At 52.6% G+C, this 24,467-nt stretch carries 13 protein-coding genes; 7 read left to right on the forward strand and 6 right to left on the reverse strand.

The genetic code is table 11. The features are described from left to right. The first annotated feature begins 23 nt into the window (after positions 1-23). Positions 24-1,799 (forward strand): sodium:solute symporter family protein, encoded by a 1,776-nt coding sequence (locus tag B2Z72_RS01830; protein WP_296980601.1) that lies wholly within the window; start codon positions 24-26, stop codon positions 1,797-1,799. Positions 1,800-2,120: 321 nt separating this feature from the next. Here the strand turns inward: B2Z72_RS01830 and B2Z72_RS01835 are convergent, their stop codons facing one another. Genes B2Z72_RS01835 through B2Z72_RS01850 form a run of 4 tightly spaced genes read right to left on the reverse strand, consistent with a single transcriptional unit; the run spans position 2,121 to position 6,591 of the window. Then, a complete protein-coding gene (locus B2Z72_RS01835; RefSeq protein ID WP_296980603.1) occupies positions 2,121-2,720 on the reverse strand; it encodes a 3'-5' exonuclease in 600 nt (199 codons plus the stop codon). Then, positions 2,720-4,516: a DUF294 nucleotidyltransferase-like domain-containing protein gene (locus B2Z72_RS01840; RefSeq protein ID WP_296980605.1), complete on the reverse strand. Its 1,797-nt coding sequence runs from the start codon at positions 4,514-4,516 to the stop codon at positions 2,720-2,722. The genes B2Z72_RS01835 and B2Z72_RS01840 overlap by 1 nt, the downstream gene beginning before the upstream one ends. 54 nt (positions 4,517-4,570) lie before the next feature. Beyond that, positions 4,571-6,292: a cation acetate symporter gene (locus B2Z72_RS01845; RefSeq protein WP_349676672.1), complete on the reverse strand. Its 1,722-nt coding sequence runs from the start codon at positions 6,290-6,292 to the stop codon at positions 4,571-4,573. Continuing rightward, a complete protein-coding gene (locus tag B2Z72_RS01850; RefSeq protein WP_296980607.1) occupies positions 6,262-6,591 on the reverse strand; it encodes a DUF485 domain-containing protein in 330 nt (109 codons plus the stop codon). The genes B2Z72_RS01845 and B2Z72_RS01850 overlap by 31 nt, the downstream gene beginning before the upstream one ends. 344 nt (positions 6,592-6,935) lie before the next feature. Here B2Z72_RS01850 and B2Z72_RS01855 point away from each other — a divergent pair, with 344 nt between their 5' ends. Then, a complete protein-coding gene (locus B2Z72_RS01855) occupies positions 6,936-10,373 on the forward strand; it encodes a PAS domain-containing hybrid sensor histidine kinase/response regulator (RefSeq protein WP_297004066.1) in 3,438 nt (1,145 codons plus the stop codon). 68 nt (positions 10,374-10,441) lie between these two features. On the opposite strand, the gene B2Z72_RS01860 is transcribed toward B2Z72_RS01855, so the two are convergent. Together B2Z72_RS01860 and acs are read right to left on the reverse strand one after the other, a co-directional pair. After that, on the reverse strand, positions 10,442-11,122 hold the full coding sequence (locus B2Z72_RS01860) for a response regulator (RefSeq protein WP_296985883.1): 681 nt from the start codon (positions 11,120-11,122) through the stop codon (positions 10,442-10,444). Between the two features lie 128 nt (positions 11,123-11,250). Then, positions 11,251-13,200 carry an acetate--CoA ligase gene (acs, locus tag B2Z72_RS01865; RefSeq protein ID WP_297004068.1) on the reverse strand — a complete coding sequence of 650 codons (1,950 nt, stop codon included), beginning with the start codon at positions 13,198-13,200 and terminating at the stop codon, positions 11,251-11,253. Between the two features lie 532 nt (positions 13,201-13,732). Between acs and B2Z72_RS01870 the strand changes: the two genes are divergently transcribed. The 5 genes from B2Z72_RS01870 (at position 13,733) to B2Z72_RS01890 (ending at position 24,233) form a co-directional block, all read left to right on the forward strand. Then, a complete protein-coding gene (locus tag B2Z72_RS01870) occupies positions 13,733-14,848 on the forward strand; it encodes a DcaP family trimeric outer membrane transporter (RefSeq protein WP_296980788.1) in 1,116 nt (371 codons plus the stop codon). An 819-nt stretch (positions 14,849-15,667) separates the two neighbouring features. Then, positions 15,668-16,702 carry a hypothetical protein gene (locus B2Z72_RS01875; RefSeq protein ID WP_296980786.1) on the forward strand — a complete coding sequence of 345 codons (1,035 nt, stop codon included), beginning with the start codon at positions 15,668-15,670 and terminating at the stop codon, positions 16,700-16,702. Positions 16,703-16,711: 9 nt separating this feature from the next. Then, a complete protein-coding gene (locus tag B2Z72_RS01880; RefSeq protein WP_296980785.1) occupies positions 16,712-17,173 on the forward strand; it encodes a hypothetical protein in 462 nt (153 codons plus the stop codon). Between the two features lie 14 nt (positions 17,174-17,187). After that, positions 17,188-18,387: a hypothetical protein gene (locus tag B2Z72_RS01885; protein WP_296980784.1), complete on the forward strand. Its 1,200-nt coding sequence runs from the start codon at positions 17,188-17,190 to the stop codon at positions 18,385-18,387. A 2-nt stretch (positions 18,388-18,389) separates the two neighbouring features. Next, the gene (locus B2Z72_RS01890) at positions 18,390-24,233 is read left to right on the forward strand and encodes an OmpA family protein (RefSeq protein WP_296980782.1); all 5,844 of its coding nucleotides are present in this window, start codon (positions 18,390-18,392) and stop codon (positions 24,231-24,233) included. Positions 24,234-24,467: the final 234 nt, after the last annotated feature.

Consider the following 24,467-nt stretch of genomic DNA (forward strand, 5'->3'; position numbering starts at 1 on the left):
ATAATAAATAACAGGAGCACATGATGGATTTACAGACTTTAACCTATATCGTAGTGGGCCTTACCTTTGCCCTCTATTTCGGTATTGCTATCTGGGCCCGTGCCGGGACGACAGGTGAGTACTACGCGGCTGGCCGCGGCGTACACCCGGTTGCCAACGGTATGGCGACCGCTGCTGACTGGATGTCTGCTGCATCTTTTATCGGTATGGCAGGTCTGATCGCCTTTAAAGGCTATGACGCCTCCATCTTCCTGATGGGCTGGACCGGTGGTTATGTACTGCTGGCTCTGTGTCTGGCACCTTACCTGCGTAAGTTCGGTAAGTTTACTGTGCCTGACTTCATCGGTGACCGTTACTACTCAAGTACTGCGCGTATTGTGGCAGTAATCTGTCTGATCGTTGCCTCTCTGACTTACGTAATCGGTCAGATGAAAGGTATCGGTGTTGCCTTCTCCCGCTTTATGGATGTGGACTACTCTACCGGCCTGTATACAGGTATGGGTATCGTATTCTTCTACGCCGTACTGGGTGGTATGAAGGGTGTAACTTACACTCAGATCGCTCAATACTGTGTACTGATCTTTGCCTACACCGTACCTGCGGTATTTATTTCTCTGAACCTGACCGGTAACCCGATTCCACAACTGGGCTTCCTGTCTGATACTGCTGACGGTACGCCACTGCTGGTGAAACTCGACCAGACCCTGGTTGATCTGGGTTTTGCTGAGTACACCGCGCAGAAAGGTGGTTCGTTCAACATGCTGATGTACACACTGTCTCTGATGATGGGTACAGCCGGTCTGCCACACGTAATCATCCGTTTCTTCACTGTACCGAAAGTATCTGATGCCCGTACTTCTGCTGGCTGGGCACTGCTGTTCATCGCGATCCTGTACACAACAGCACCAGCTGTAGGTTCCATGGCTCGTCTGAACCTGACCAATACCATTCAGTCTGGCCCTGTTGGCTCTGCTGAAGGCAACCTGGTCTATGCAGAACGTCCGGACTGGTTCAAGAACTGGGAAACCACAGGTCTGCTGCAGTTTGAAGATAAGAATGGCGACGGCCGTATCCAGTATTACGATGACACCAACCCTGAATTTGCTGCGAAGGCTGAATCTTTCGGCTGGAAAGGCAATGAGATGGTGAAAGTTGACCGTGACATCATGGTACTGGCTAACCCTGAAATCGCTAACCTGCCAAACTGGGTAATCGCCCTGGTGGCTGCCGGTGGTCTGGCTGCGGCACTGTCTACAGCAGCGGGTCTGTTGCTGGCGATCTCTACCGCAATTTCCCATGACCTGCTGAAGCGTACCTTCATGCCGGATATTGGCGAGAAACAGGAACTGATGGCTGCACGTATCGCAATGGCAGGTGCCATTCTGGTAGCGGGTTATCTGGGTCTGAATCCGCCAGGCTTTGCGGCTCAGGTGGTAGCACTGGCCTTCGGTCTGGCTGCATCGTCCATCTTCCCGGTACTGATGATGGGTATCTTCAGCACCAAGGTGAACAACACAGGTGCAGTAGCCGGTATGCTGGTTGGTCTGGTGTCCACCCTGGTGTACATCTTCACCTACAAAGGCTGGTTCTTCGTTACCGGTACTAACATGCTGCCAAATACTCCGGACAACTGGTTCCTCGGAATCGCACCGGAAGCATTCGGCGCCATGGGTGCTCTGCTGAACTTCGTAGTAGCCTTCGTAGTATCCAACATGACCGCACCTGTGCCGGATGATATCCGTCACATGGTGGAAGACATCCGCTTCCCTAAAGGTGCAGGTGAAGCTCAGGATCACTGATCTGAGTAGCCCTTAAAGAAAGAACCCGGCTCCGGCCGGGTTTTTTATTGCCTGTCACATTCCCATCGGGCGCCATACGACTTCCCTGCAGCAAGCCTGGAAACGAAACGCAGCAGAAAAACAACGGCCGATAATCATCGCCCGAGCAGAATCATCTCTCTGAAAAACCGTTATAACGTTGCAAGGCGTGATGGATAAATAAATCAGGAAAAAGATAAGAGAGTAATAAAGAAAAGCACAGGTGCGAGAGAAATAAAGAAAAACGCAGACGCGAGAGAAATAGAGAGAAGCCCAGACGTGACAGAAATAAAGAGAAGCGCCTCAGAATTCCGTCAGTTTGATGTACATAAGCGCAGTAGAAATAACATCTCCCATCGCACTGTGACGTTCGATCACAGGTACATTGAGATCCTTCGCCAAACCTTCAAACGTCAGATCAAGATGCAGCTCAGGCACCAGTCTGCGCTTTCTGCGTACATAAATTTCCGATACTTCGATGAATTTATTCGGCAGCTGAAAATTATAAAGACGCTTAATGTAGCGGTTAAGTATCGCCCGGTCGTACTCGATGTAAAAGCCACAGATCGGGCGGTTACCAATAAAATCGAGCAGTTTTTCAATAGCTTCTGACACCGCGACACCCTGCTCACGATCTTCACGCCGCAGGTAATGCACCCGCACCGCATTGGGGTCGGTGACTGCATCGGATTTCACGGTGATATCGATGGCGCTGGAGAGCATAATCTCTTTGCCTTTAACCCGTACCGCCGCCACACTGAGCAGCTCACCTTTGCGTTTATCAAATACACTGGTCTCGCAATCGAGTACCACAATTTCATCACCATCATAAGGGTCCGCCATATGTTGCCAGCGTCCCTGAGGCGGTATTCTGCCGGACAGCTTTTGCCACAGTCTGAGCATCAGAAATTCTCCAGATGATAATGATGAATAAGAAACTGTTTAAACTTTTTCACCCGGTGTAAAGCATGGCGCAGCATACTGCGGTCGACGCTGCGCAGAGAATCCAGTTTCAGCTGCTGACTCATTCCCGGATTAATGGAATTGCTCAGTAATTGCTGACGCAGCCGGATACGTAAAAACAGCAATAATGCGTCTTTCAGCCCCTGCGCGGTCTCTTCATCCAGTACACGGCGCTCCTGCAGAACATCCAGCCGGTGCAGCGTATTCGATTCATTAATACCGTATTCAAATGCAAGGGCACGCACACCATGTACCAGTGGAAATATACCGCCTTTCTTGATATCAATCGTGCCGTGGTCTTCGCGGATTTTCCCTAAAAATGTCAGGGGCGTTTCGAACTGCAGGGCCGGACGGGCAAACCAGGAAGAGGTAATGCTGGAGCGCAGGGACTCTTTCTGCCAGCTGGCTTTCACCGGCGCAAACAGCTCAGCATTTCCACAGACTGGCTCTGCATCCATAAGAATGGCCATATTCATCATCGGCTCAGGTTCAGCTGAACTCAGCCAGCGACTTACTCTGCCCTGCCAACCCTCACGGGTTTCAATCCAGCTGTCGCTGATGAACATCACACCGCCGGGACACGGCGGATAGCCAAAGTCGAGAAACGCCTGATGCAGACGTTGCAACAGCGGCAGCACTGCCTCGCGGTCGTGTTCGTTTTCCAGAATAATGGCGTTGTCCTGGTCGGTTTTCAGTATCTGCTCACCTCGCCCTTCACTGCCTAATACCAGAATACAGACACTGTTACGCAATCTTTCCGGAAAGATAAGATCAAAGGCGCGCTGCATCAGGCGACGGTTGAGCGTGGTAATCAGCTCCATAATGGCGACGACTTTAACGCCCTGAGAAGACAGACTGTTAATCAGGGTTTCCAGTCGTTTGGCGGCTGTAACCAGTTCTTTCATACTCTTCGCCTGCTCAATACGCATGGCGATCACATGCGAGTGTGTCGAGAACAGACTGAGCATATCCATCAGCTCCAGCATGCCGATGATGTCGCCATCACGCCGCACCACAACCCGCTCAATACCGTGCTGTGTCATTTTCAGCAGCGCACTGAAGAGGAAGTCGCCGTAGTTGACGTCGATCAGATCGTAATTGGCAATATCTGCGACTTTATCCTGCTTCTCCATGTCGCCTAACAGAGTGGCATTAAGCAGATCCGTGCCGGTGACGATGCCGACTTTTTTGGCTGTGCGCACCAGTATTGCATCGTGTTTCTGCTCTTTCATGATAACAGCCACACGGGCCAGACTGGTCTGCCCTGTTACATAAACCGGAGTACGGATGGTGTCTTCGTCAATGCGGGATAAAATAAATTCCGAAACCCCGGTTTCGCGCTGTTCAACCAGCTGCTCCTGAGTACCAAGGTCGGTTTTAAAATAAATCGAGAAATCGCTGGAATCTTCCAGCAGCTGAATAAAATCCTGGGCCTTTAACAGATAGCACAGGGTTTCTTCCATGGCTGTGTAGCGGTGTTTACAGGCGCTCTCCAGTACCGCGCGAACATCAAAAACGTCTTCTTTACCGTATTGCGAAAAAACCGTGCCATCACTGTCCGTTTCTTCGACCACGCCTTTGTAAACAATATAAATACCGGGCGCGACATTACCTTCGTCGAGAATAACGGCACCGGACGGAAAGAAAACCAGATCAAGGCGACTGGTCAGCCAGTCGAGCTGCTCAGTTGAAAGAAAACTGAAAGGTGGCTGATTCAGGTTTATCTGTATGGTCATTATTATTCTCCAGACCCGTCATCCCTGTTACATACAGCAGCCTGCAACGCGCACTCAGTAGTTCAGTCCTCCGGAAGTTCCGGGGCCGGTCTGAGAGCGGACAAACTGCTGATCGAATAAATCCCGCTCAGCATTACCTCTGGCAGACTTATCCGTCACTGAAAAATACCAGATCCCGGCAAAGGCAACGCTGACTGAGAACAATGCGGGATATTTATACGGAAATACAGCTTCTTCATGGGCCAGGATATCCACCCAGACCACAGGCCCCAGAATCACCAGCAACACGGCGGTCAACAGGCCCAGCCAGCCTCCCAACACCGCGCCGCGGGTCGTCAGGCGACGCCAGCACATAGACAACAGCAGTACCGGGAAATTGGCGCTGGCTGCAATCGCAAACGCCAGACCAACCATAAAGGCAATATTCTGGTCTTCAAACAGCAATCCCAACCCAATCGACAGACTGCCTAGCAGCACAACGGTAATTTTTGATACGCGCACTTCCTGCGCCTCACTGGCATCAGGGCGCAACAACGTGGCATACAGATCGTGTGACACTGCAGACGCTCCGGCAAGCGCCAGTCCGGCAACAACCGCCAGAATGGTTGCAAACGCCACCGCTGAAATAAATCCCATAAACCAGTGACCACCCACCGCTCCGGCAAGATGAATTGCGGCCATGTTATTACCACCGATCAGAGAGCCATCCGCCGTCAGAAACTGAGGGTTCGTGGATACCAGCACAATGGCGCCAAAACCGATAATAAAGGTCAGAATGTAGAAATAGCCGATAAAACCCGTGGCGTAAAACACGGATTTACGCGCCTCGCGCGCATCCGCAACGGTAAAGAAACGCATCAGGATATGTGGCAGGCCTGCGGTACCGAACATTAGCGCAATACCAAGGCTGATAGCAGAGACAGGGTCAGACACCAGACCACCCGGTGCCATTATGTTGATGCCGTCTTTATGAACTTCCGTCGCCCGCTGAAACAGACTGCCAAAATCGAACCCTGTGCTGGCCATCACCATTAACGCCATAAAGCTGGCACCGGATAACAGCAACACGGCTTTGATGATCTGCACCCAGGTAGTCGCCAGCATTCCGCCCAGCGTGACGTACAGCACCATCAGCACACCGACCGTAACCACCGCGTAACTGTAGGGTAAGCCAAACAACAGCTGAATCAGCTTACCGGAACCCACCATCTGAGCGATCAGATAAAGAGATACAACACACAGTGAGCCCGCGGCAGATAACGTACGGATCTGCGTTTTCCCCAGGCGGTAGGAGGCAACATCGGCAAACGTGTAACGGCCGAGATTGCGCAGACGCTCGGCAATCACAAACAGAATCAGTGGCCAGCCGACCAGAAAACCGATGGAATAGATAAGACCGTCAAATCCGGACAGATAAACCAGACCGGATATCCCCAGAAACGAGGCCGCTGACATGTAATCACCGGCGATGGCCAGGCCATTCTGAAAGCCGGTAATACTGCCACTGGCGGAATAGAAGTCAGCGGCTGTACGGGTACGCCGGCTGGACCAGACAGTGATACCCAGAGTGAGCGCCACAAAAATCAGAAACATGGTTACCGCAGCCCAGTCCGGTCCACTGGTATCACTTCTGGCACTACTTATGGCACTACTACTGGCACCACTTATGGTACCACTCAATGAAACGGACCCGGCCGCCGATGCCTGCCCGGATAGCATGACAAGCAGGATAAAAAACAGGGCTTTCAACGACTCATCACCCACTGATGGGTACATTCTTCGATGATGCGCTGGTTTTCTTCGTCAAACTCGGTGTTAGCCCGTTTAACGTAAATCCCTGTCATCAGAAATGACGCAATGATGATAAAAATGCTGATCGGTATGCCCCAGCTGATCACACTGTCATCGGTCACAGGCGTCGCCAGCACCTCAGGGGCGAATGCCACCAGAGAAATAAAACTGAAGTACACAATAATCACGATAGCCGACAGGCGCACGGTAAACAGGCGTCGCTTTTCTACCAGCTCAATAAAATCCGGGTGAAACTGAATTCGCCGGTAAATATCTTCGTGCATAACACTCTCCGCACAACACGCGCCGCACAACACTCGCCACGCAAAACACGCAGCCGAGCCAGAGCAACGGCTTTACTGATCAGACCACATACACACCGGAAGGAAGTCAGTTTCCGGGACAGACCAGTGTACAAATTTGCGTTGCGTGCCTCAGCAAGACCATAGTCGGTGAACCCATAGACTCAGGTCACAAATCTCAATGAAAAGGTCTTTTGCATTAAGACTATTGAGCGAGCCGCTTTTCGACTTTAGTCTTAGTTTGCAGATACCTGCGACCGAGAATGTGCCTGCTCCGTGTTAAGCTCTCGCCCACCGTTCAGCGCACAATAACGATAAGGACCCCTATGATCCCCAGCTGGCAGCTTGTTTCTATCTCCGTGTTATACATCGGCACTCTGTTCTGGATTGCCTGGTACGGTGACCGTCGTGCGCAAAGCGGTAAACCAGTACACAACACGGGCATGATTTACAGCCTGTCGCTGGCGGTGTACTGCACGTCCTGGACCTTCTATGGTGCGGTGGGTCAGGCCGACACCAGTGGCTGGCTGTTCCTTACCATTTATATCGGCCCCATTCTGTTTCTGTTTTTTTTCTGGCGCATGCTCGGAAAAATCATCCGCATCGCCAAAGAAAAACGTCTTACCTCCATCGCCGACTTTATTGCCACCCGTTATGGCCGCGATCACACCCTGGCGATTCTGGTAACGCTGGTCGCCGTGCTTGGCGTTGTGCCTTATATCGCTTTGCAGCTGAAAGCCATTGCCACCACCTTTGAACTGGTGACCATGCCCCTCGGTGCGCTGGATCAGGGGCCTCTGCCCTTCTGGCAGGACACCGCGTTTCATATCAGCTGGGCGATGGCGCTGTTTGTTATCGTGTTCGGTACCCGGGATATCGACGCCAGTGAGCAGCATCCGGGGATGATTCTGGCGGTGGCGTTTGAATCCATGATCAAACTGCTGGCAATGATTACCATTGGTGTGTGGGTGATGACCAGCCTGTTTGATTCACCACTGGATGTCTTCCGCCTGTCGTACGAAAGCTTCCCGGAACACGCCCTGTTTAACAGCGATATTATTTCTCTGGCGTTTATTCTGCAGACGCTGTTGGCAGGCTTTGCCATTCTCTGTCTGCCGCGCCAGTTTCAGGTAGCCGTAATCGAAAATGAATCGCCGCGCCATATTAATGCCGCCCGCTGGACCTTCCCCATTTACCTGATTCTGATGCTGATGTTTGTGGTGCCCATCGCGCTCACCGGTCATATGTTTATGCGTGAACTGGGCTTTACCCCGGACACTTATGTACTCAGCCTGCCGGTGACCCTCGGCCATGAAATGCTGGCCATCATCGCCTTTATCGGCGGTGGCAGTGCGGCTACCGGCATGATCATCGTTGCCACCATTGCGATCAGCACCATGGTTTCCAACGAATTAATTCTGCCAGCCTTCTTCCGCAATACGCAGCAGCAGGCCGATATTCAGCAATCAACCCGGGTACGCACACTGGTTCTGACCGTACGCCGTATGGTCATTCTGGCCATGCTGCTGGGCTCCTATCTGTTTTATCGACTGGTCGGAGAGTTTGAATCTCTGGCCGCCATCGGCCTGCTGTCGTTTGCTGCAGTCGCCCAGTTTGCTCCGCCACTGATCGGCGGTCTGATCTGGCAGGGCGGCAACCGGCAGGGCGCCATTACCGGCCTGGTATCCGGTACCGGTATCTGGTTCTACACCCTGCTGTGGCCAGTGCTGGCTCATGGTCTTGACGATGCCAGCAGCGCTACCCAGATGCTGGGCATGAATCTGGATGATTTCAGTTTCGGCGTTATTCTGTCGCTGAGCGTGAATATTTCCTTTTATATTTTCTTTTCTGTGGTGACCAACGCATCCGTGCGCGAACGTATGCTGGCGTCGGATTTCACCAGTACCAAAGCGCCGGTCAGTGGCAAGCATGTACCGCCCAGTTTCTCCTGCAAAGTCGATGATGTGCGCGTGGTGCTGGAACGCATTCTTGGTTTCAAAAAAACCGAAATGTTTTTCTCTGATTACCAGGCCCGTCATGGCATTCAGTACGACCACGCCATCGCCACCAACGACCTACTGCACGAAGCAGAAAAATTACTGGCCTCAGTTGTGGGCTCCTCCTCTGCCCGGGTGATTTTCTCCACTTTGCTTGGTGGTGAGCAGATTCAGATCCGTGACCTCGCATTCCTCGCCAGTGAGGCGAGCCAGGCCTTTGCCATGAGCCGCGAGCAGTTGCAGGCGGCGCTGGAAAATCTGCAGCAAGGGGTGAGCGTGGTCGACCGCAACCTCAATCTCGTCGCCTGGAACCACAGGTACCTGGAAATATTTAATTACCCACCGTCGCTGATTCAGGTGGGTAAGCCGATTTCAGAAATCATTGAGTTCAATGCCCGTCGTGGTTTCTGCGGCACCGGTTCCATTGAAGAACAGGTTGGCCGGCGCATGAACTTCCTCAGTGCCGGTTCAGCGCATCAGTTTGAACGCCTGCTGCCCAATGGCGTGGTTATTTACATGCAGGGCCATCCGATGCCCGACGGTGGTTTCGTAACCAGTTTCACCGACATTACCGTGCACAGAAAAGCCGAACAGGCTCTGAAAGAAGCCAACATCAATCTGGAACAACGGGTGGAAAAAAGTACCCGGGACGTCGATGACCTGACCTCCAAGCTGATTGAAGCCAACACCAGTAAAACCCGCTTTCTGGCAGCCGCCGGCCATGACCTGATGCAGCCGCTGAACGCGGCAAAACTCTTTGCCTCGACACTATCGCAGCAGAATCTGAGCAAGGAACAGCATGAGCTGCTGAATCATCTGGAAGGCTCATTGCAGTCGGCAGAAGATGTTCTGTCGGTACTGGTTGAAATCTCCAAGCTGGATGCCGGCGCCATGGAGCCCAGCCTGCGCCCGATCAGTCTGGCCGCGGTGCTGAAACCGCTGCGTGACGAATTCACCGCACTGGCAGCAGATAAAGGCCTGCAACTCCGATTCCGCGGCAGCGATGCCTGGGTCATCAGCGATGCCCACTGGCTGCGGCGCATTATTCAGAATCTGCTGTCCAATGCCGTGCGCTATACCCGCCAGGGCGGCATTCTGCTGGGGTGCCGTAAACGCGGCGACCATCTTGTGGTGGAGGTGTGGGATACCGGCCCGGGGATTCCTAAATCCAAGCTGCGTGAGATTTTTGGCGAATTTAAACGCCTTAATCAGGAGAATCAGGATTCCAAAGGCCTCGGTCTGGGTCTGGCTATTGTTGATCGCATGGCCAAACGTATGAATCATGAAGTCAGTGTCGATTCCTGGGTTGGCAATGGCACCCGTTTCCGCGTCACCCTGCCGCTGACAGAAGCCGTCAGTACGCCGGCCTCGACAGCCCCTGAAGCAGGCAGCCGTATTACCGGCAGCTTCGAAGGTCTGCCGACCTTCTGCATCGACAACGATCCTGAAGTTCTGGCCGGGATGAACGCCCTGCTGAGCAGCTGGAAATGTAATGTTTACAGCTGCAGCAATCTTGAAGAAGCGTCTGAAATCCCGTTTAAACCGTCCATTATGCTGGCTGACTATCAGCTGGATAACGACGAAACAGGCCTGCAGGCCATGATCAACCTGCGTAAGCATTTCGGCGAGGATATACCCGGGGTTCTGATTACCGCTGATCCCCGTGCCGAAGTGGAAGAACAGGCCCGCAGTCTGGGCTTCTGGTTCCTGCGCAAACCGGTAAAACCTGCCGCCCTGCGCGCTCTGATCCGCCGCCTGATCCGCTGAGCACGGGTCACTATCAACAAAAAAAGCCGGTCAATGACCGGCTTTTCTGTGTTCCCGCAGAGTCTGAATCAGACGCCTGCCTGCCCCGCCATGATGCTGTCCGGTTTCTCAATATCGAGACTCTGAACGGCAATCACCGCCTGGGTACGGGTACGTACGCCCAGCTTGCGGAAAATAGCGGTTACGTGCGCTTTGATGGTCGCTTCACTGACATCCAGATCATAAGCAATCTGCTTGTTCAGCATGCCTTCTGACATCATGGTCAGCACACGGAACTGCTGAGGTGTCAGACTGGCCAGACGCTCGGCCAGATCCAGTGCGTTCTGATTCGGCTGATGCTGATGACGGCGGGCAGCTTCCGGCAGATAAATATCGCCTTCCAGAACCTGACCGATCGCTTTGGCGATGTCTTCCAGCGGCGCCGATTTGGCGATGTAGCCAGAGGCTTCGTGATCCACCGCCTGACACATGATCGCCGGATCTTCACAGGCCGAGACCACAATCACCGGAATTTCCGGATAATGGGAACGCAGAAATACCAGACCGGAATAACCATGAGCCCCCGGCATCTGCAGATCCAGCAATACCAGATCTGCATCTTTATGCTGTTCAACAACCTGCTGCAGCTCCGGCAGAGACTCAGCCTGCTCAATACTGACATCCGGCACCAGCTGCTTTACCGCCTGCTGCATCGCTGTCCGGAATAAGGGGTGATCATCAGCAATGATGATTTTTTGTGCTAACTGCATAGTCTCCTCCGCGGAGCTGGCTACTTCTGTCGGTAGCTTACTTACTTTTTATCAGGGCTGCGCTCATTTTAAAGCAAAAAACTGCCCAGGGAACGCATCCCGGGGCAGTTTTCCAATCACAACAACAATCAGCGGTTGAGGCGCTCGTCTACCAGAGAGTCAACAACAGACGGATCCGCCAGTGTTGAGATATCACCCAGAGCATCATGTTCGTTGGCTGCGATCTTACGCAGAATACGGCGCATGATCTTACCGGAACGGGTTTTTGGCAGCCCCGGTGTGATCTGAATCAGATCCGGCGTTGCCACAGGGCCGATGTCGGTACGAACCCAGTTGCGCAGCTCTTTCACCAGTTCATCACTGGCTTCTTCGCCGGCGTTCAGCGTCACATACACATAGATGCCCTGGCCTTTGATATCGTGCGGGTAACCCACCACAGCGGCTTCAGCAACCTTCGGATGCGCTACCAGCGAGCTTTCAACTTCGGCAGTACCCATACGGTGGCCGGAAACGTTGATAACGTCATCCACACGGCCAGTGATCCAGTAGTAACCATCTTCGTCACGACGGGCGCCGTCACCGGTGAAATACATGCCGCGGAATGTAGAGAAGTAAGTCTGTACAAAACGCTCATGGTCACCGTAAACAGAACGCGACTGACCCGGCCAGCTGTCGATGAGCACCAGGTTACCCTCTGTTGCACCTTCCAGCACCATGCCAGAGTTGTCCACCAGAGCTGGCTGCACACCAAAGAACGGACGGCTCGCTGAACCCGGTTTCATATCGGTTGCGCCCGGCAGCGGCGTAATCATGATGCCGCCGGTTTCAGTCTGCCACCAGGTATCCACGATCGGGCAGTTCTGCTCACCGATCACATCGTAGTACCACTGCCATGCTTCAGGGTTGATTGGCTCGCCCACAGAACCCAGCAGACGCAGGGACTCACGATGCGTGTCTTCAACAGCCTTTTTGCCTTCCGCCATCAGTGAACGGATTGCCGTTGGTGCGGTGTACAGAATATTGACCTTGTGCTTATCAACAATCTGCGAGAAACGGTTGACGTCCGGGTAATTCGGCACACCTTCGTTCATCAGAGTAATACCGCCATTGGCCAGCGGGCCGTAAAGCAGGTAAGTGTGACCGGTAATCCAGCCCACATCCGCGGTACACCAGTAGACATCACCATCGTGGTAGTCGAACACGTATTGATGCGTAATGGACGCCCACACCATATAGCCACCGGTGGTATGCACCACGCCTTTTGGCTTACCGGTAGAACCGGAGGTGTAAAGAATGAACAGCGGATCTTCAGCGTTCATTTCTTCCGCCGGGCAATGGGGCGAGGAGATAGAAATCAGGTCGTGGTACCAGACATCACGGGCACCGTGCCAGGCGACATCAGAACCGGTACGTTTCACCACGATCACTTTTTCCAGTGAACGGATGCTTGGGTGAGTCAGAGCCTCATCCACGTTCGCTTTCAGTGGTACACGCTTGCCACCACGAACACCTTCATCTGAGGTGATAACGATCTTGGCGTTACTGTCTTCAATACGGCCAGCCAGTGCATCCGGAGAGAAACCACCGAATACCACAGAGTGGATCGCGCCAATACGGGTACAGGCCAGCATAGCAACGGCTGCTTCCGGGATCATTGGCATGTAAATGCACACCACGTCACCTTTACGCACGCCCTGACCACGCAGCGCGTTGGCGAAGCGGGACACTTCTTCGTGCAGTTCTTTATAGGTAATGGTGCGGTCCTGATCCGGCTCATCGCCTTCCCAGATAATAGCCGCCTGATCACCACGGGTTTCCAGGTGACGGTCCAGACAGTTTGCGGATGCGTTCAGTGTGCCGTCTTCAAACCAGTTGATCGCTACGTTGTGATCATCAAATGAAACGTTGCGTACTTTGGTGAAAGGTTTGATCCAATCAATACGTTGTTCGGCCTGTTCACGCCAGAAACCCTCAGGGTTAATGACGGACTGCTGATACATCTGCAGATATTTTTCATTGTTAATCCAGGCTGAATCAGCAAATTCCTGCTTAACCGGATACACCTTCTGTTCGCTCATAGCGTTCTCCCGAATGATTATTTTTAGATCGCGAAGATTCTGCGCACGATATATATGTACTGATATTCATATTGGTCACTGGCGGCTTTCGCCAAAATTAGACAATGGTCTATCGGGCTTAAAAATAAATATATTTTTATCGCTTTTACCGTCCGGTAAGAAAACGTCGGAGATTCATCCGTAAGCCGCGCTGCCACTGATATTCCACGGACTTATGACGTTTTACTGGCGGTATTTTAAACACGAATTCAAGCCATTGAATCAAAAGGAATATTTATTCTTTTTCAGCCACCAAAGAGCCTCGGTTACATCTATATCCTGTTTTAGCGCGCCACCTTATAGAGGGTTTCTGTTATTTAAAAGTCAAAAGCCAGCAGTCAGCACCAAATGATAATCCGGTAGTAATACCGACGACTAATATTACGTATTTACACCTACCCCCTGATTCGTTCGACCTTTGGCTAATTTCTCACTAATGACAGACTCACCATAGTGGCGGGGTGCACTACGATAAAAACAAAAGGAGAGTGACATGCGTAAGACCCCTCTAATCCTTATGGCAGCCGCTATGCCATTTGCAGCTCAGGCTGCAGACGTCGATTTTAAATTCGGCGGTTTCGTAAAGCTGGATGCCATGGTCAGCACTTATTCCGAAGGTGATGTTGATGGTGCGTTATTTTACGTCCCATCCACTATCCCGGTGGAATCCGCTACTGGTGAGGAAACAACCGACTTTGATATGAACGCGCAGACTTCGCGTTTTAACCTGACTTCAGTAACCACTCTGGATAACGGTGAAAAGATCAAAGCCTTCTTCGAGATGGACTTTAACGGTGGCGGCGGTAATGAGCTGGTTTCCAACTCATACAACCCTCGCCTCCGTCATGCTTTCTTCAGCTATAACAACCTGTTAGTTGGTCAGACCTGGACCACATTTATGAACACCGGTGCTCTGCCGGAGTCCGTAGACTTCCTGGGTGTCTCTGAAAGTACTGTGTTCTCACGTCAGGCACAGATCCGTTACACCATGGGTGATTTTCAGTTCGCGCTGGAAAACCCATCATCACGTATCGACATGGCAGGTACTAACAGCCTGACTGATGACGCCAGCTTCCCGGATGTTGTGGTTCGCTACAATATGAAAGCCGGTTCTGCTGATATGACCGTTGCTGGTCTGTTCCGTGAAATCAGCTATGACGATGGCGCTGGCACTGATGACAGCACTACTGGCTACGGTGTGAACTTCTCCGGTAAAGTCATGGTAGGCGCTGACGATCTGAAGTTCAGCTACACCTACGGCTCGGTAGGACGCTACGTCGGTCTGGCAATGGTTGAAGATGCGGTTATCGACTCCGATGGCGATCTCGATGCCCCTGTCACCAGTGCTGGTTTCGTAAGCTTCCGTCACCACTGGAGCCCGAAAATGCGCAGCTCCATTACATACTCAATGCTTGATGCAGACTACGATGATGAAGCGGCAGCGGCGGCTTATACCAAGTCCTCGTCCAGCCTTCGTGTCAACCTGATGTACTCCCCGGTTAAACCTGTTACCTACGGTGTGGAATACACCGCAGCTACCCGTGAGCTGGTTGGTGGTGCAGAGGGTGATCTGAACCGTGTTCACTTCACTGCAAAATACGCTTTCTGATCCATTAAAAGCGTCAGAAAACCGGCTTCGGCCGGTTTTTTTATGGGCAGCGTTCCTCGCCAGCTTGCCAGTTCTGAAGAATCTGCTAAGCGACTTCCGTTAAATCACCTCAGAATTTACGCTTAAGTGTCAGATTTCTGGTGTAAAATTACCCTGAAAAAGGGTCAGAATTACGTCAGATAACATGTCTGGACAGATATGCTATTGTTGATATCCTTATTTTTACAAAAATACACAAAAAAGTTTTAAAAGTGTTGAAGTGACATTTTTTGTCACAATCTACCAACAAAAAGAAGTACGAAGGTACCATTAGACCCAAAAACAGTCATTGGTCGTCTGTAAAACCCCGCTTATCGCAATGAATTCTCAACCCTCACAAATAAATCAATAAAAACAGAAAGTTAGCCCGACAACTTTTGTCACCACCGCCCCATGACGGCAAATTGACTGGATACCGCCCCCCTCATACTATCCGCGCCATGCGCAAAACAAATAAGCACTTTTGTATGAAGGTGCTGACACTTCCCGCCCCCTTCCGGTCGTCTGAACCGGTGCGTGCTGCAAAGCACTGTGGCCCCCGCATTTCCGCAGGGCATTTCGCCGTGCCTGCCACAAACGCAATCCGTACTGAAACTGCCCGTGCAGTTGCTGTGCAACGAATCCTTCCGGCTGAGTGTGCCGGTTTGCTTCGAACCCTCACGTCTGTTCAGTCCTCTGCAGCTGCAGGGAAGCACTTACCTGCAATGAGTACTTCCCTGCAGCTGTCGGGTCTGCAGACGTTTTCACTTTGTTATTCCATGGTCCATCAAGGAGAAATCCATGAAATTGATTAAGCACGCTGCATTTGCAGCAGCCGGTCTGCTGGCCTCAACAATGAGCTACGCTGCCGGTACTTCCGTTGGTACATCAATCGATAACACCGCGACTGCTACCTACTACGCTGCTGGTGACACCACCAGCCAGCTGTCGGCTGAGTCCAACACTGAATCCGTTGTGGTTCAGGAAATTATCGATTTCACCATCAACACAACCTCTTCAAACGTGAACGTTACGTCTGAACAACAGGACGTCGTCGTGGCTTATACCGTGTCCAACACAGGTAACGGTTCCGAAGGCTTTGTATTCAGCGTAACTGGCGCAGGCCCTGACTTCACACCAGCGACTTTCCAGCTGTATGAAGACCGCGATGGCAACGGTGTTCTTGACCCAAGCGATATCGCTCAGGGTGCGCTGAATGCCAATGGCGAAATCAACCTGAATGAAGATGAAACCAAAACTATCTTCGTTGTCACCGATATCCCGGTTGCCAACGTTGGCGAACAGGGTTCCGGCATCGTAACCGTTGCTTCTTCAACTCCAGGTGTATCGACTGCCTCCATTGGTGATGTTCTGCCAGGTGAAGGTGATGGCGGTACTGACGCTGTTGTTGCGGTGGCTTCCGGTACCGACACTCTGACCCACACCTATACCGTCGTTGTGGATCCTGATGCGGTTGACGCAGTGACTGTTGAGAAATCCGTTCTGTCCATCGTTGACTCTTTTGGTAACGACGACAGTGCAATCCCAGGTGCGACCGTGACTTACCAGATCGTGGTTACTGTCACTACTCCGGTTGATGGTCTGGTGATCTCCGATACCATTCCGGATGAAGTGAGCTACACAGCGGGTACTACCTACTGGATCGCTTCTGATCAGGAAGGTACTGACGTTTCCACCGTTGGTGGCGCAACCCACCCTGCTGACTCAGCCGTTTACAGCACCAGCATTGATGCCAACGGCCGTATCTCCCTGAACCTGGGCGATCAGGCAGCTGCCGGCGTTTACACCCTGCAATTCGAAACCACCATTAAGTAAGGAGCTGATATGCGCACTCTTTTACTGGCACTACTCATGGTTCCCGGTCTGGTAATGGCGGAAGTCAGCCTGAAGACCGAAGCCTTCAAAATTGTCGCGGTTCCACAAACCGATGGCAGCGTCATGGAAGAGTGGCGCTCAGCCGACCAGGTGGTCCCGGGCGACAAAGTGGGTTACCGCATCAGTTACAACAACACCGGCAGCGATGCTGCCGAAGCGGTTGTGATTAATAACCCGGTACCCGCTCAGTCCGAATTCATCGCTAACAGCGCCATTGGCGCTGGCAGCGATGTCACATATTCCGTCGATGGCGGAAACTCCTTTGCTGCGGCCAGCCAGCTCACAGTAGAGGAAAACGGTGCAACCCGTGAGGCGAAAGCCAGCGATTACACCAATATCCGCTGGCAGCTGACCCAACCGGTTGCGGCCGGGGCCAGTGGACAAGTCGAATTTAAAGTTCGTATTAAATAATCAGGAGAGATCGTATGAAACTCATACAAAAAGCGATTTTGCCTGCTGTTGTTGCTCTGGCTGGCTTAGCCTCCGTTGAGGCTCAGGCTGCAGGGACACAGGCAGGTACTATGCTGCGCAATAGCGCATCATTATCCTACGACGTAAACGGTACAACACAGACTCCGGTAACAGACAACGCAGATGTTATTGTCGACGTTAAAGTGATGTTTACCCTGGATGCCACCGATGCACTGGTTAATGACACAACCAATTTGTATAACCTGGATGGCGTAGCTACTGCCCAATACTACAAAGTGGGTGAGTTCAACCTGGCTAACACCGGTAACACTAATACAACTTTCGATCTGACGTTGACCGATTTGAATGGCGTTCAGGTTGAAGGTATTACGGCAACGGCTATTGACAGTATTGATCTGTCTAATAGCGGCACCTACCGTCTGTTCCGTGAATCCGGTACCACTGCAGGTCTGTCTGCTGACGATATCGAAATCACAACCGATACTATTTTGGTTAATGCAGAAGGCGAAACCAATCCGGTTGGTACGGTTATTTACGTCGTTGCTCGACAGGATGCGGTTATTGGTGAAAATGCTGATGTACTTGGTGTAAACCTGCAGGCATCAGCTGCCAGTGTTGTCACCAAAGGTGCCTGGACAGCCCCTACTGACACCACGCCTGAATCATATGCAGCAGACGTTACGATTCCTGTAGAAGCAACAGCGTCAAATACCAACACTGGTATTCAGTTTGTTTACGCTGATGCAGATGGCGATAACATCGAAGATGCAGAAGATGCATTACAACTTGGCTTCCCATCCTTTGGTACAGATCCTAATGACCCAACACGTCAGGGCTTCATCAAAGAAGCGGTTGTGGTTTACGACCCAATCTCCGGAGCTCGGGCCGATGGCAATAGTCCAAAAGCCATCCCTGGTGCGGTAGTTCGTTATACCCTGCGTCTGGAAAACATCGGTAGTATGGCGGCAGAAGATGTCACAATCAGTGATCCGTTACCGACAGCTACTACCTACTGTACCAGCTCGGATTATGCGTTATGTACTGATGCCCCAGCGGGTATATCCGGAGATACTGTGACTGCTGACGCCGGCACCTTGGTATACGATGGTACCGACGGCACTGTAAAAGCTGTTTACACCAGTTTTGCGCAGGATGGCGTTGCTAATATCGTTTTCTACGTGCTGATTGACTGACCATGAAGCACACCATCCGCCAGCTGATTCAGGTTACACGGCACGGGCTTAACGCCCGGGCTGTGGCGTACCTGTTGCTGGCGCTGGTGTCTTCTGTTGCGCAGGCGATTACGCCTGCCAACACCACCATTGTTAATACGGTTGTCGTGACTTACAGCGAAGACGGTACTGAGCAGGTGGTGCGCAATTCTGCGGCCTTTACCACGCAGGAAATTAACCCTGCTTCTGTGGCGCCAACCGCAGCTGAAATTACCCTGCAACGTCTGACCGGCAATGACGCCGCGGGCATTGCAACCCCGCCAACCGAATGCTCCGACGGCAGCGGAAATTATTCCGTTATTTCCTCTGTGAGCGATATTGGCGGCACCAGTTACTCTCTGCCAGGCACGTTTGCCACCACGGCAGCAGAATACGGATTTAAAATCGGCGAACCGCTGCTTATTACCCTGGCGGACGGCGATAAAAACCTCTACAACACCATTGCCGAAACCATTGTTGTCACGCTGACAACCAGCAACGGTTCCGACACTGAACAATTACGCCTGACCGAAACCGGCGTAAATACCGGTGTATTTGCCGGCGTGATTAATACCGCCCCTTATACCGGCAGCGACAATCTGAATAACTGTGCGCTGAACTTAACCCGCTCCGAAACCGTAACCGCAAGCTACACCGACAGTTACGATCCAACGGATACAACATTTGCCGACGCGGATTTCGACCCATACAGCCGTATTTTTGATGCGGAAACCGGCCAGCCAATCAACGGCATTGAAGTGACTCTGATTGATGTCGCCACCGGTGAACCAGCCACGGTTTATGATGATGACGGCGTTACTGAATATCCTTCTACGGTAACCACTGGCCCGTCCAGCAGTAATGGCATTGATACCCAGGCGGATGACGATGGCAGCTTCCCTGATGGCAGCTTCCGCTTCCCATATATCCCGGCGGGTGAATACCGTCTGGAATTTAATGCACCGGATAATTACCGCGTGCCTTCCAGTGCATCGGATGAAGATCTGGAAGCACTGGGCAGCTTCGCCATCAATAACATTTCCCGTGGTGAAGCGTTCAACCTGAAAGATCACGTGCTGCTGACCGATATTCCGGCGGATAATCTGGATACCGGCCTGCTGGTGAGTAAAACCGCCAACAAAACCGAAGTCGGTATCGGTGATTTTATTCAGTACACCATTACCGTCAGCAATGAAGATCTGGAAGTTACCGACGGTACCCTGGTTGACCAGTTACCTCCGGGTCTGCGTTACCGCAGCGGTTCTGCCCGTTACGAAGGTGAAAAAGTAGCCGATCCTGCGATTTCCGGTAACGGCCGTACTCTGCGCTTCGCCCTGCCCGACCTGGCCGAAGACAGCACCTTTAAACTGACCTACGTCACTCAGGTAACGGCACTGGCCAAAGACGATCTGGTTAACTATGCCTGGCTGGAAGACGATATCGCCAGCAGTAACCGTGCGTCTGCCAGCGTTGTTGTAACCGATGAATTCTTTAAAGATACCGCTCGTCTGTTCGGTCGTGTTTACCTCGACGACTGTGACGGCAATCTGGACGCAGAAGCAGTACCGAATATCCGTCTGTATATGGAAGACGGTACGTATGTGGTCACCGACGAAAACGGTGAATGGCATATCGAGAACGTGCGCCCTGGTACCCATGTTGTGCAACTGGATACCGCTTCCGTTCCACCTTATACGGAAGTCATGACCTGTGATCAGCGCGGTTTCCACGCCGGTCGTTCTTTCAGCCAGTTTGTTGATGTTCAGGGCGGCAGCTTCTGGCGCGTCGACTTCGCCCTGAAAATGAAAAAACCGGAAACCGGTGACGTCAGCCAGCGCATGACGCATGAACTGATTCCACTGCAGGCGCAGGCCGATGGCTCACTGCCATACAATTCTCCGGTACCGGAAAAACTGCGCTATAAAGTCTTTATGCAGGGTCAGGGCGTCGAAATCACCAACCTGATGGAAATGATTTCTCTGCCGGAAGGCGTGGTTTATGAGCCAGGCAGTACCCTGCTCGACGGTGAAGCCTGGAACGATCCGCGTGTTTCTTATGGCACCCTGATTTATCAGCTGGGTGACCGTCCAGCCAAATGGCAGCACGAACTGACCTTCACCGCTGTCGTGTCCGATAAAGCGAAAAGTGGCGAGCTAAAAGCCCGCGCCGTTACCCGCTTCAAAGACAATGCCGGCAATAAGAGCTATCAGATCAAACCGGTCGATACCACAGCGATTCTGCAACTGCCGCCGGAAGACGGTACGGTTAAACAGATTTCACCACCGAAGTTCTCCAACTTCTCTGATGAGCTGACCGAAGAAGATAAATTCAACCTCAAGCATGTGGTTGATCGTCTGCGCGGTCTGCGTAATCTGAAAGTGGAAGTGGTTGGTCACACCGACAGCACACCAATCGCAGCACGTAACCGTCATATCTATGCGGATAACCAGGCGCTGTCTGAAGCCCGTGCAGCATCGGTTGCCAAATACATTGCCGAGCAGCTGCAGATTGATCCGTCACAGATTATTTCTGACGGTAAAGGCTCTGCTGATCCGGTTGCCAGCAATGGTACTGCCCTTGGACGTGCGAAAAACCGCCGTGTGGATGTCAACGTACTGAACGGTGATCCGGATATTCAGCTGGCATCTATTGGCAGTGACGTAAAATCCACGCACATCGAAGCATCGCTGGAAAACTTCCTGGTCAAGAACATGGACGCCACTGCAGCCGATGGCGGTCTGGAAGAATACAACGCGCCGGAAATGCCGGAATTTAACGAGAAGTGGTTTAACACCGCATCGGATTACGCTCAGTGGCTGTGGCCACCGGTTGACCGCAGCCCGGCCATCGCCAGCACCAAGATTGCCATTTCTCACGCCAAAGACGAGCGCATCAAACTCTTGCTGGACGACAAGCCAGTCAGCGTTCTGAACTTCGACGGCACGGAGAAAAGCAACAAACGTGATCTCGCGGTTTCGACCTGGCGTGGTGTCGACCTGGAACCGGGTCCGAACCACTTCACCGTCTATGTGATCAACAAAGACGGCGACATCGTTGATGAGTTCAAACGCACCGTACAGTTCGCTCAGGTTCCTGCCAAAGCTGTTCTGGTACCGGAAAAAACTCAGGCCATTGCAGACGGTATTAACCCGCCGGTAATCGCTGTACGCATGACCGACAAAGAAGGCTTCCCGATCCGTTACGGTGTGGCCGGCGACCTGAATGTTCAGGAACCGTACCGCCTGTACGACATTAACAAGCAGATCGAAGCCAACCCACTGGGCGACACTCAGAAAGTTCAGTACCACGTGGGTAATGATGGTATTGCGCTGATTCGTCTGGAACCAACCACCAAAGCCGGTGAAGTTCACCTCAGCTTTGAACACAGCAACGGTCAGGAAGATGACGTTAAAGTCTGGCTGAAACCGCAGCAGCGTGACTGGATTCTGGTGGGTATGGGTGACATGTCCGTCGGTTATAACTCAGCTTCCGGCGACCGCAGCAGTATGTCGTCTGCCGACGTTGATCAGAACATCTATCACGATGGCCGTCTGGCGTTCTTTACTCAGGGTCAGGTGTCCGGTGAGTGGTTGATCACTGCCGCCTACGATTCCGGCAAACCGGAAGCCGAAGCCTTCGCCAGCATGATTGAGCCTGACCGTTACTACACCCTGTACGGTGATGCCAGCCAGCAGCAACTGGATGCCAGCTCCGCACGTAAACTGTACGTCCGGGTTGAACGTGAGCGTTTCTACGCCATGTTCGGTGACATCAATACCAACCTGAACAGCACCACCCTGAGCAGCTACACCCGCGCTATGACCGGTGCTCAGGCTGAGTATCAGGATGACGTATTCGAGCTGTCCGGTTTTATCAGCCAGTCTGATAACGGCACTATGCGTGATGAAATTCAGGGCGATGGCACCTCAGGTCTGTATCGTCTGAGCAGCAAAAACATCGTCCTCAACAGCGAAACCATTACGCTGGAAGTGCGTGACCGTTACCGCAGCGAAGTCATCGTCGACAGTCAGACCCTGACCCGCGATATCGACTACGTACTGGATTACAACGACGGCACCATCTACTTCAAACAGCCGATCCGCGCCAACGACGAAAACTTCAACCCGCGCTACATCGTTGCAGAATACGATGTGGAAAGCGGTGAAACCGGTTACGTCAGCGGTGGTCGTGCCGGCGTGAAACTGATGGACGATAAAGTGAAAGCCGGCGTTACTGCCATCACTCAGAACCAGCGCGGCGAAGACATCAGCCTGCGTGGTGCTGATGTACAGGTGAAACTTGGCGACACTGAAATCAAAGCCGAAGTTGCCCAGAGCGAAGAAGTGGTCAGCGGCAACAGCAACGGCGCTAACGCCCACCTGCTGGAAGTGACGCACCGTACTGAGAAAGTAGAAGCCACCGCTTACGTACGCAGCCAGGACGAAGACTTTGGTTTCACTCAAAGCCCGCAGGGTGAGAATGACTACCGCAAAGAAGGTGTCGAAGGTTCGGTTTATGTCACCGATAAAGACCGTATCGACCTCGAAGGTTTCCACCACTACCAGCTGAGCACAGGTTACGACACCTATCAGATGGAAGCGGAATGGACCCGTAACCTCGACCGCGATAACCAGTTCTCTGTGGGCATGCTGACCTCTCAGGACGAAACTGAAACGGAAACACTGTACAGCGATCAGATGACCGCCGGTTACACCACCCGCGTGTTCAACAGCCGTCTGGCACTGAGCGCTGGCGTGATGGCCAACGTCTCTGAACGCAGCGATGACGACGATGCCCTGACCCTGGGTGCTGATTACCGCCTGACCGATAAGATCAGCCTGTACGGTAACCAGGAAATGGGGCTGAGCTCTGACGCTACCCAACGTACCACACTGGGTGTTCGTGCCACGCCATGGTCCGGTGCCAGCGTTGACCAGAGCTTCGAACAGGTTGAAGAAGACGATGCATACCGTCTGTTTGCGGTATCCGGTCTGAATCAGGAAATCCCGCTGAACGACCAGTGGAGCATGAGCGTTGGTTTTGATCAGGCGCAGAACCTGGAAGCCAACGTGCCGGGTGAAAGCTCTGATACCACAGAAGATTATTACGCCATGTACGCTGGTGCTGCCTACCGTACCGAAGCCTGGCAGTGGAATTCCCGCTTAGAGCGCCGTGACGGTGACACCACCGACAAATGGGTTGCCCGCACCAGCCTGTATCACCCGTTAAGTGATGCACTGGCAACCGGTGGCAGCGCGGAATACTTCACTGAAGAATCCGACGACAGCGACAGCAACCAGCTGGATCTGACTTTCGATCTGGCCCTGCGTCCACGTAAACTGCCGGTAGCCATGCTGTGGCAGACCCGCTGGGAACAGGCCAATCAGTCCAGTGCTGACTCAGCCGCAGAACGCAGCCGTAAGCTGATCAACAACGTACATGCTAACTGGCTGATCGCCCCATCTGATCAGCTGGCGGGCCAATATGGTATCAAGCGTGTTCTGGATCAGTACGACAGTGAAGACTACGCCTCCACTACCGACTTTATGGCCGCAGAATGGCGCCACCATCTGAATGCGCGCTGGGACGTAGGTGCTCATGGCCGCCGTCTGCACAGCTACGAATCCGGTCAGAGTCTGCACGGTGCCGGTGTTTCTGTTGGCTGGATTCCGAAGACTAACGTGTGGCTGGGTCTGGGTTACAACTTCACCGGTTTCGTTGACACAGACTTCTCTGCCGCCAACTTCACCGCCAAAGGCGTATACCTGAAAATGCGCTTCAAAGCTGACCAGGAAACACTGGCCACCTTGCGCTCTGCCTTCCAGTAAGCACTCTTCAGTAAGCGCTCTGCCTTCAGTAAGTACTCTGCCTTCCTGTCAGAAAGAAACGTTCAGCCCGCTGACCAGCCGGGCTGAAAATCCCAATCGCCTCTCTGCCTGAAAACTCCGGCCCTGCAGTTTCTGCGCTTTTCTTCCCTTCGCTTCCCGTCCCTTTGCTTAGCAGGTCTAAGGGACAGCACTCGGCGTATCCCATGCACTCTGTAGTGGTTTAATAAATCCGGA

The organism is Thalassolituus sp. UBA6592 (assembly GCF_002433655.1).
GTDB lineage: Bacteria > Pseudomonadota > Gammaproteobacteria > Pseudomonadales > Oceanobacteraceae > Venatoribacter.

Excerpts from the sequence above, each read along its gene's own strand:
- B2Z72_RS01830 (WP_296980601.1), top strand. The coding sequence starts at position 24 with ATGGATTTACAGACTTTAACCTATATCGTAGTGGGCCTTACCTTTGCC.
- B2Z72_RS01835 (WP_296980603.1), bottom strand. The coding sequence starts at position 2,720 with ATGCTCAGACTGTGGCAAAAGCTGTCCGGCAGAATACCGCCTCAGGGA.
- B2Z72_RS01840 (WP_296980605.1), bottom strand. The coding sequence starts at position 4,516 with ATGACCATACAGATAAACCTGAATCAGCCACCTTTCAGTTTTCTTTCA.
- B2Z72_RS01845 (WP_349676672.1), bottom strand. The coding sequence starts at position 6,292 with ATGTACCCATCAGTGGGTGATGAGTCGTTGAAAGCCCTGTTTTTTATC.
- B2Z72_RS01850 (WP_296980607.1), bottom strand. The coding sequence starts at position 6,591 with ATGCACGAAGATATTTACCGGCGAATTCAGTTTCACCCGGATTTTATT.
- B2Z72_RS01855 (WP_297004066.1), top strand. The coding sequence starts at position 6,936 with ATGATCCCCAGCTGGCAGCTTGTTTCTATCTCCGTGTTATACATCGGC.
- B2Z72_RS01860 (WP_296985883.1), bottom strand. The coding sequence starts at position 11,122 with ATGCAGTTAGCACAAAAAATCATCATTGCTGATGATCACCCCTTATTC.
- acs (WP_297004068.1), bottom strand. The coding sequence starts at position 13,200 with ATGAGCGAACAGAAGGTGTATCCGGTTAAGCAGGAATTTGCTGATTCA.
- B2Z72_RS01870 (WP_296980788.1), top strand. The coding sequence starts at position 13,733 with ATGCGTAAGACCCCTCTAATCCTTATGGCAGCCGCTATGCCATTTGCA.
- B2Z72_RS01875 (WP_296980786.1), top strand. The coding sequence starts at position 15,668 with ATGAAATTGATTAAGCACGCTGCATTTGCAGCAGCCGGTCTGCTGGCC.
- B2Z72_RS01880 (WP_296980785.1), top strand. The coding sequence starts at position 16,712 with ATGCGCACTCTTTTACTGGCACTACTCATGGTTCCCGGTCTGGTAATG.
- B2Z72_RS01885 (WP_296980784.1), top strand. The coding sequence starts at position 17,188 with ATGAAACTCATACAAAAAGCGATTTTGCCTGCTGTTGTTGCTCTGGCT.
- B2Z72_RS01890 (WP_296980782.1), top strand. The coding sequence starts at position 18,390 with ATGAAGCACACCATCCGCCAGCTGATTCAGGTTACACGGCACGGGCTT.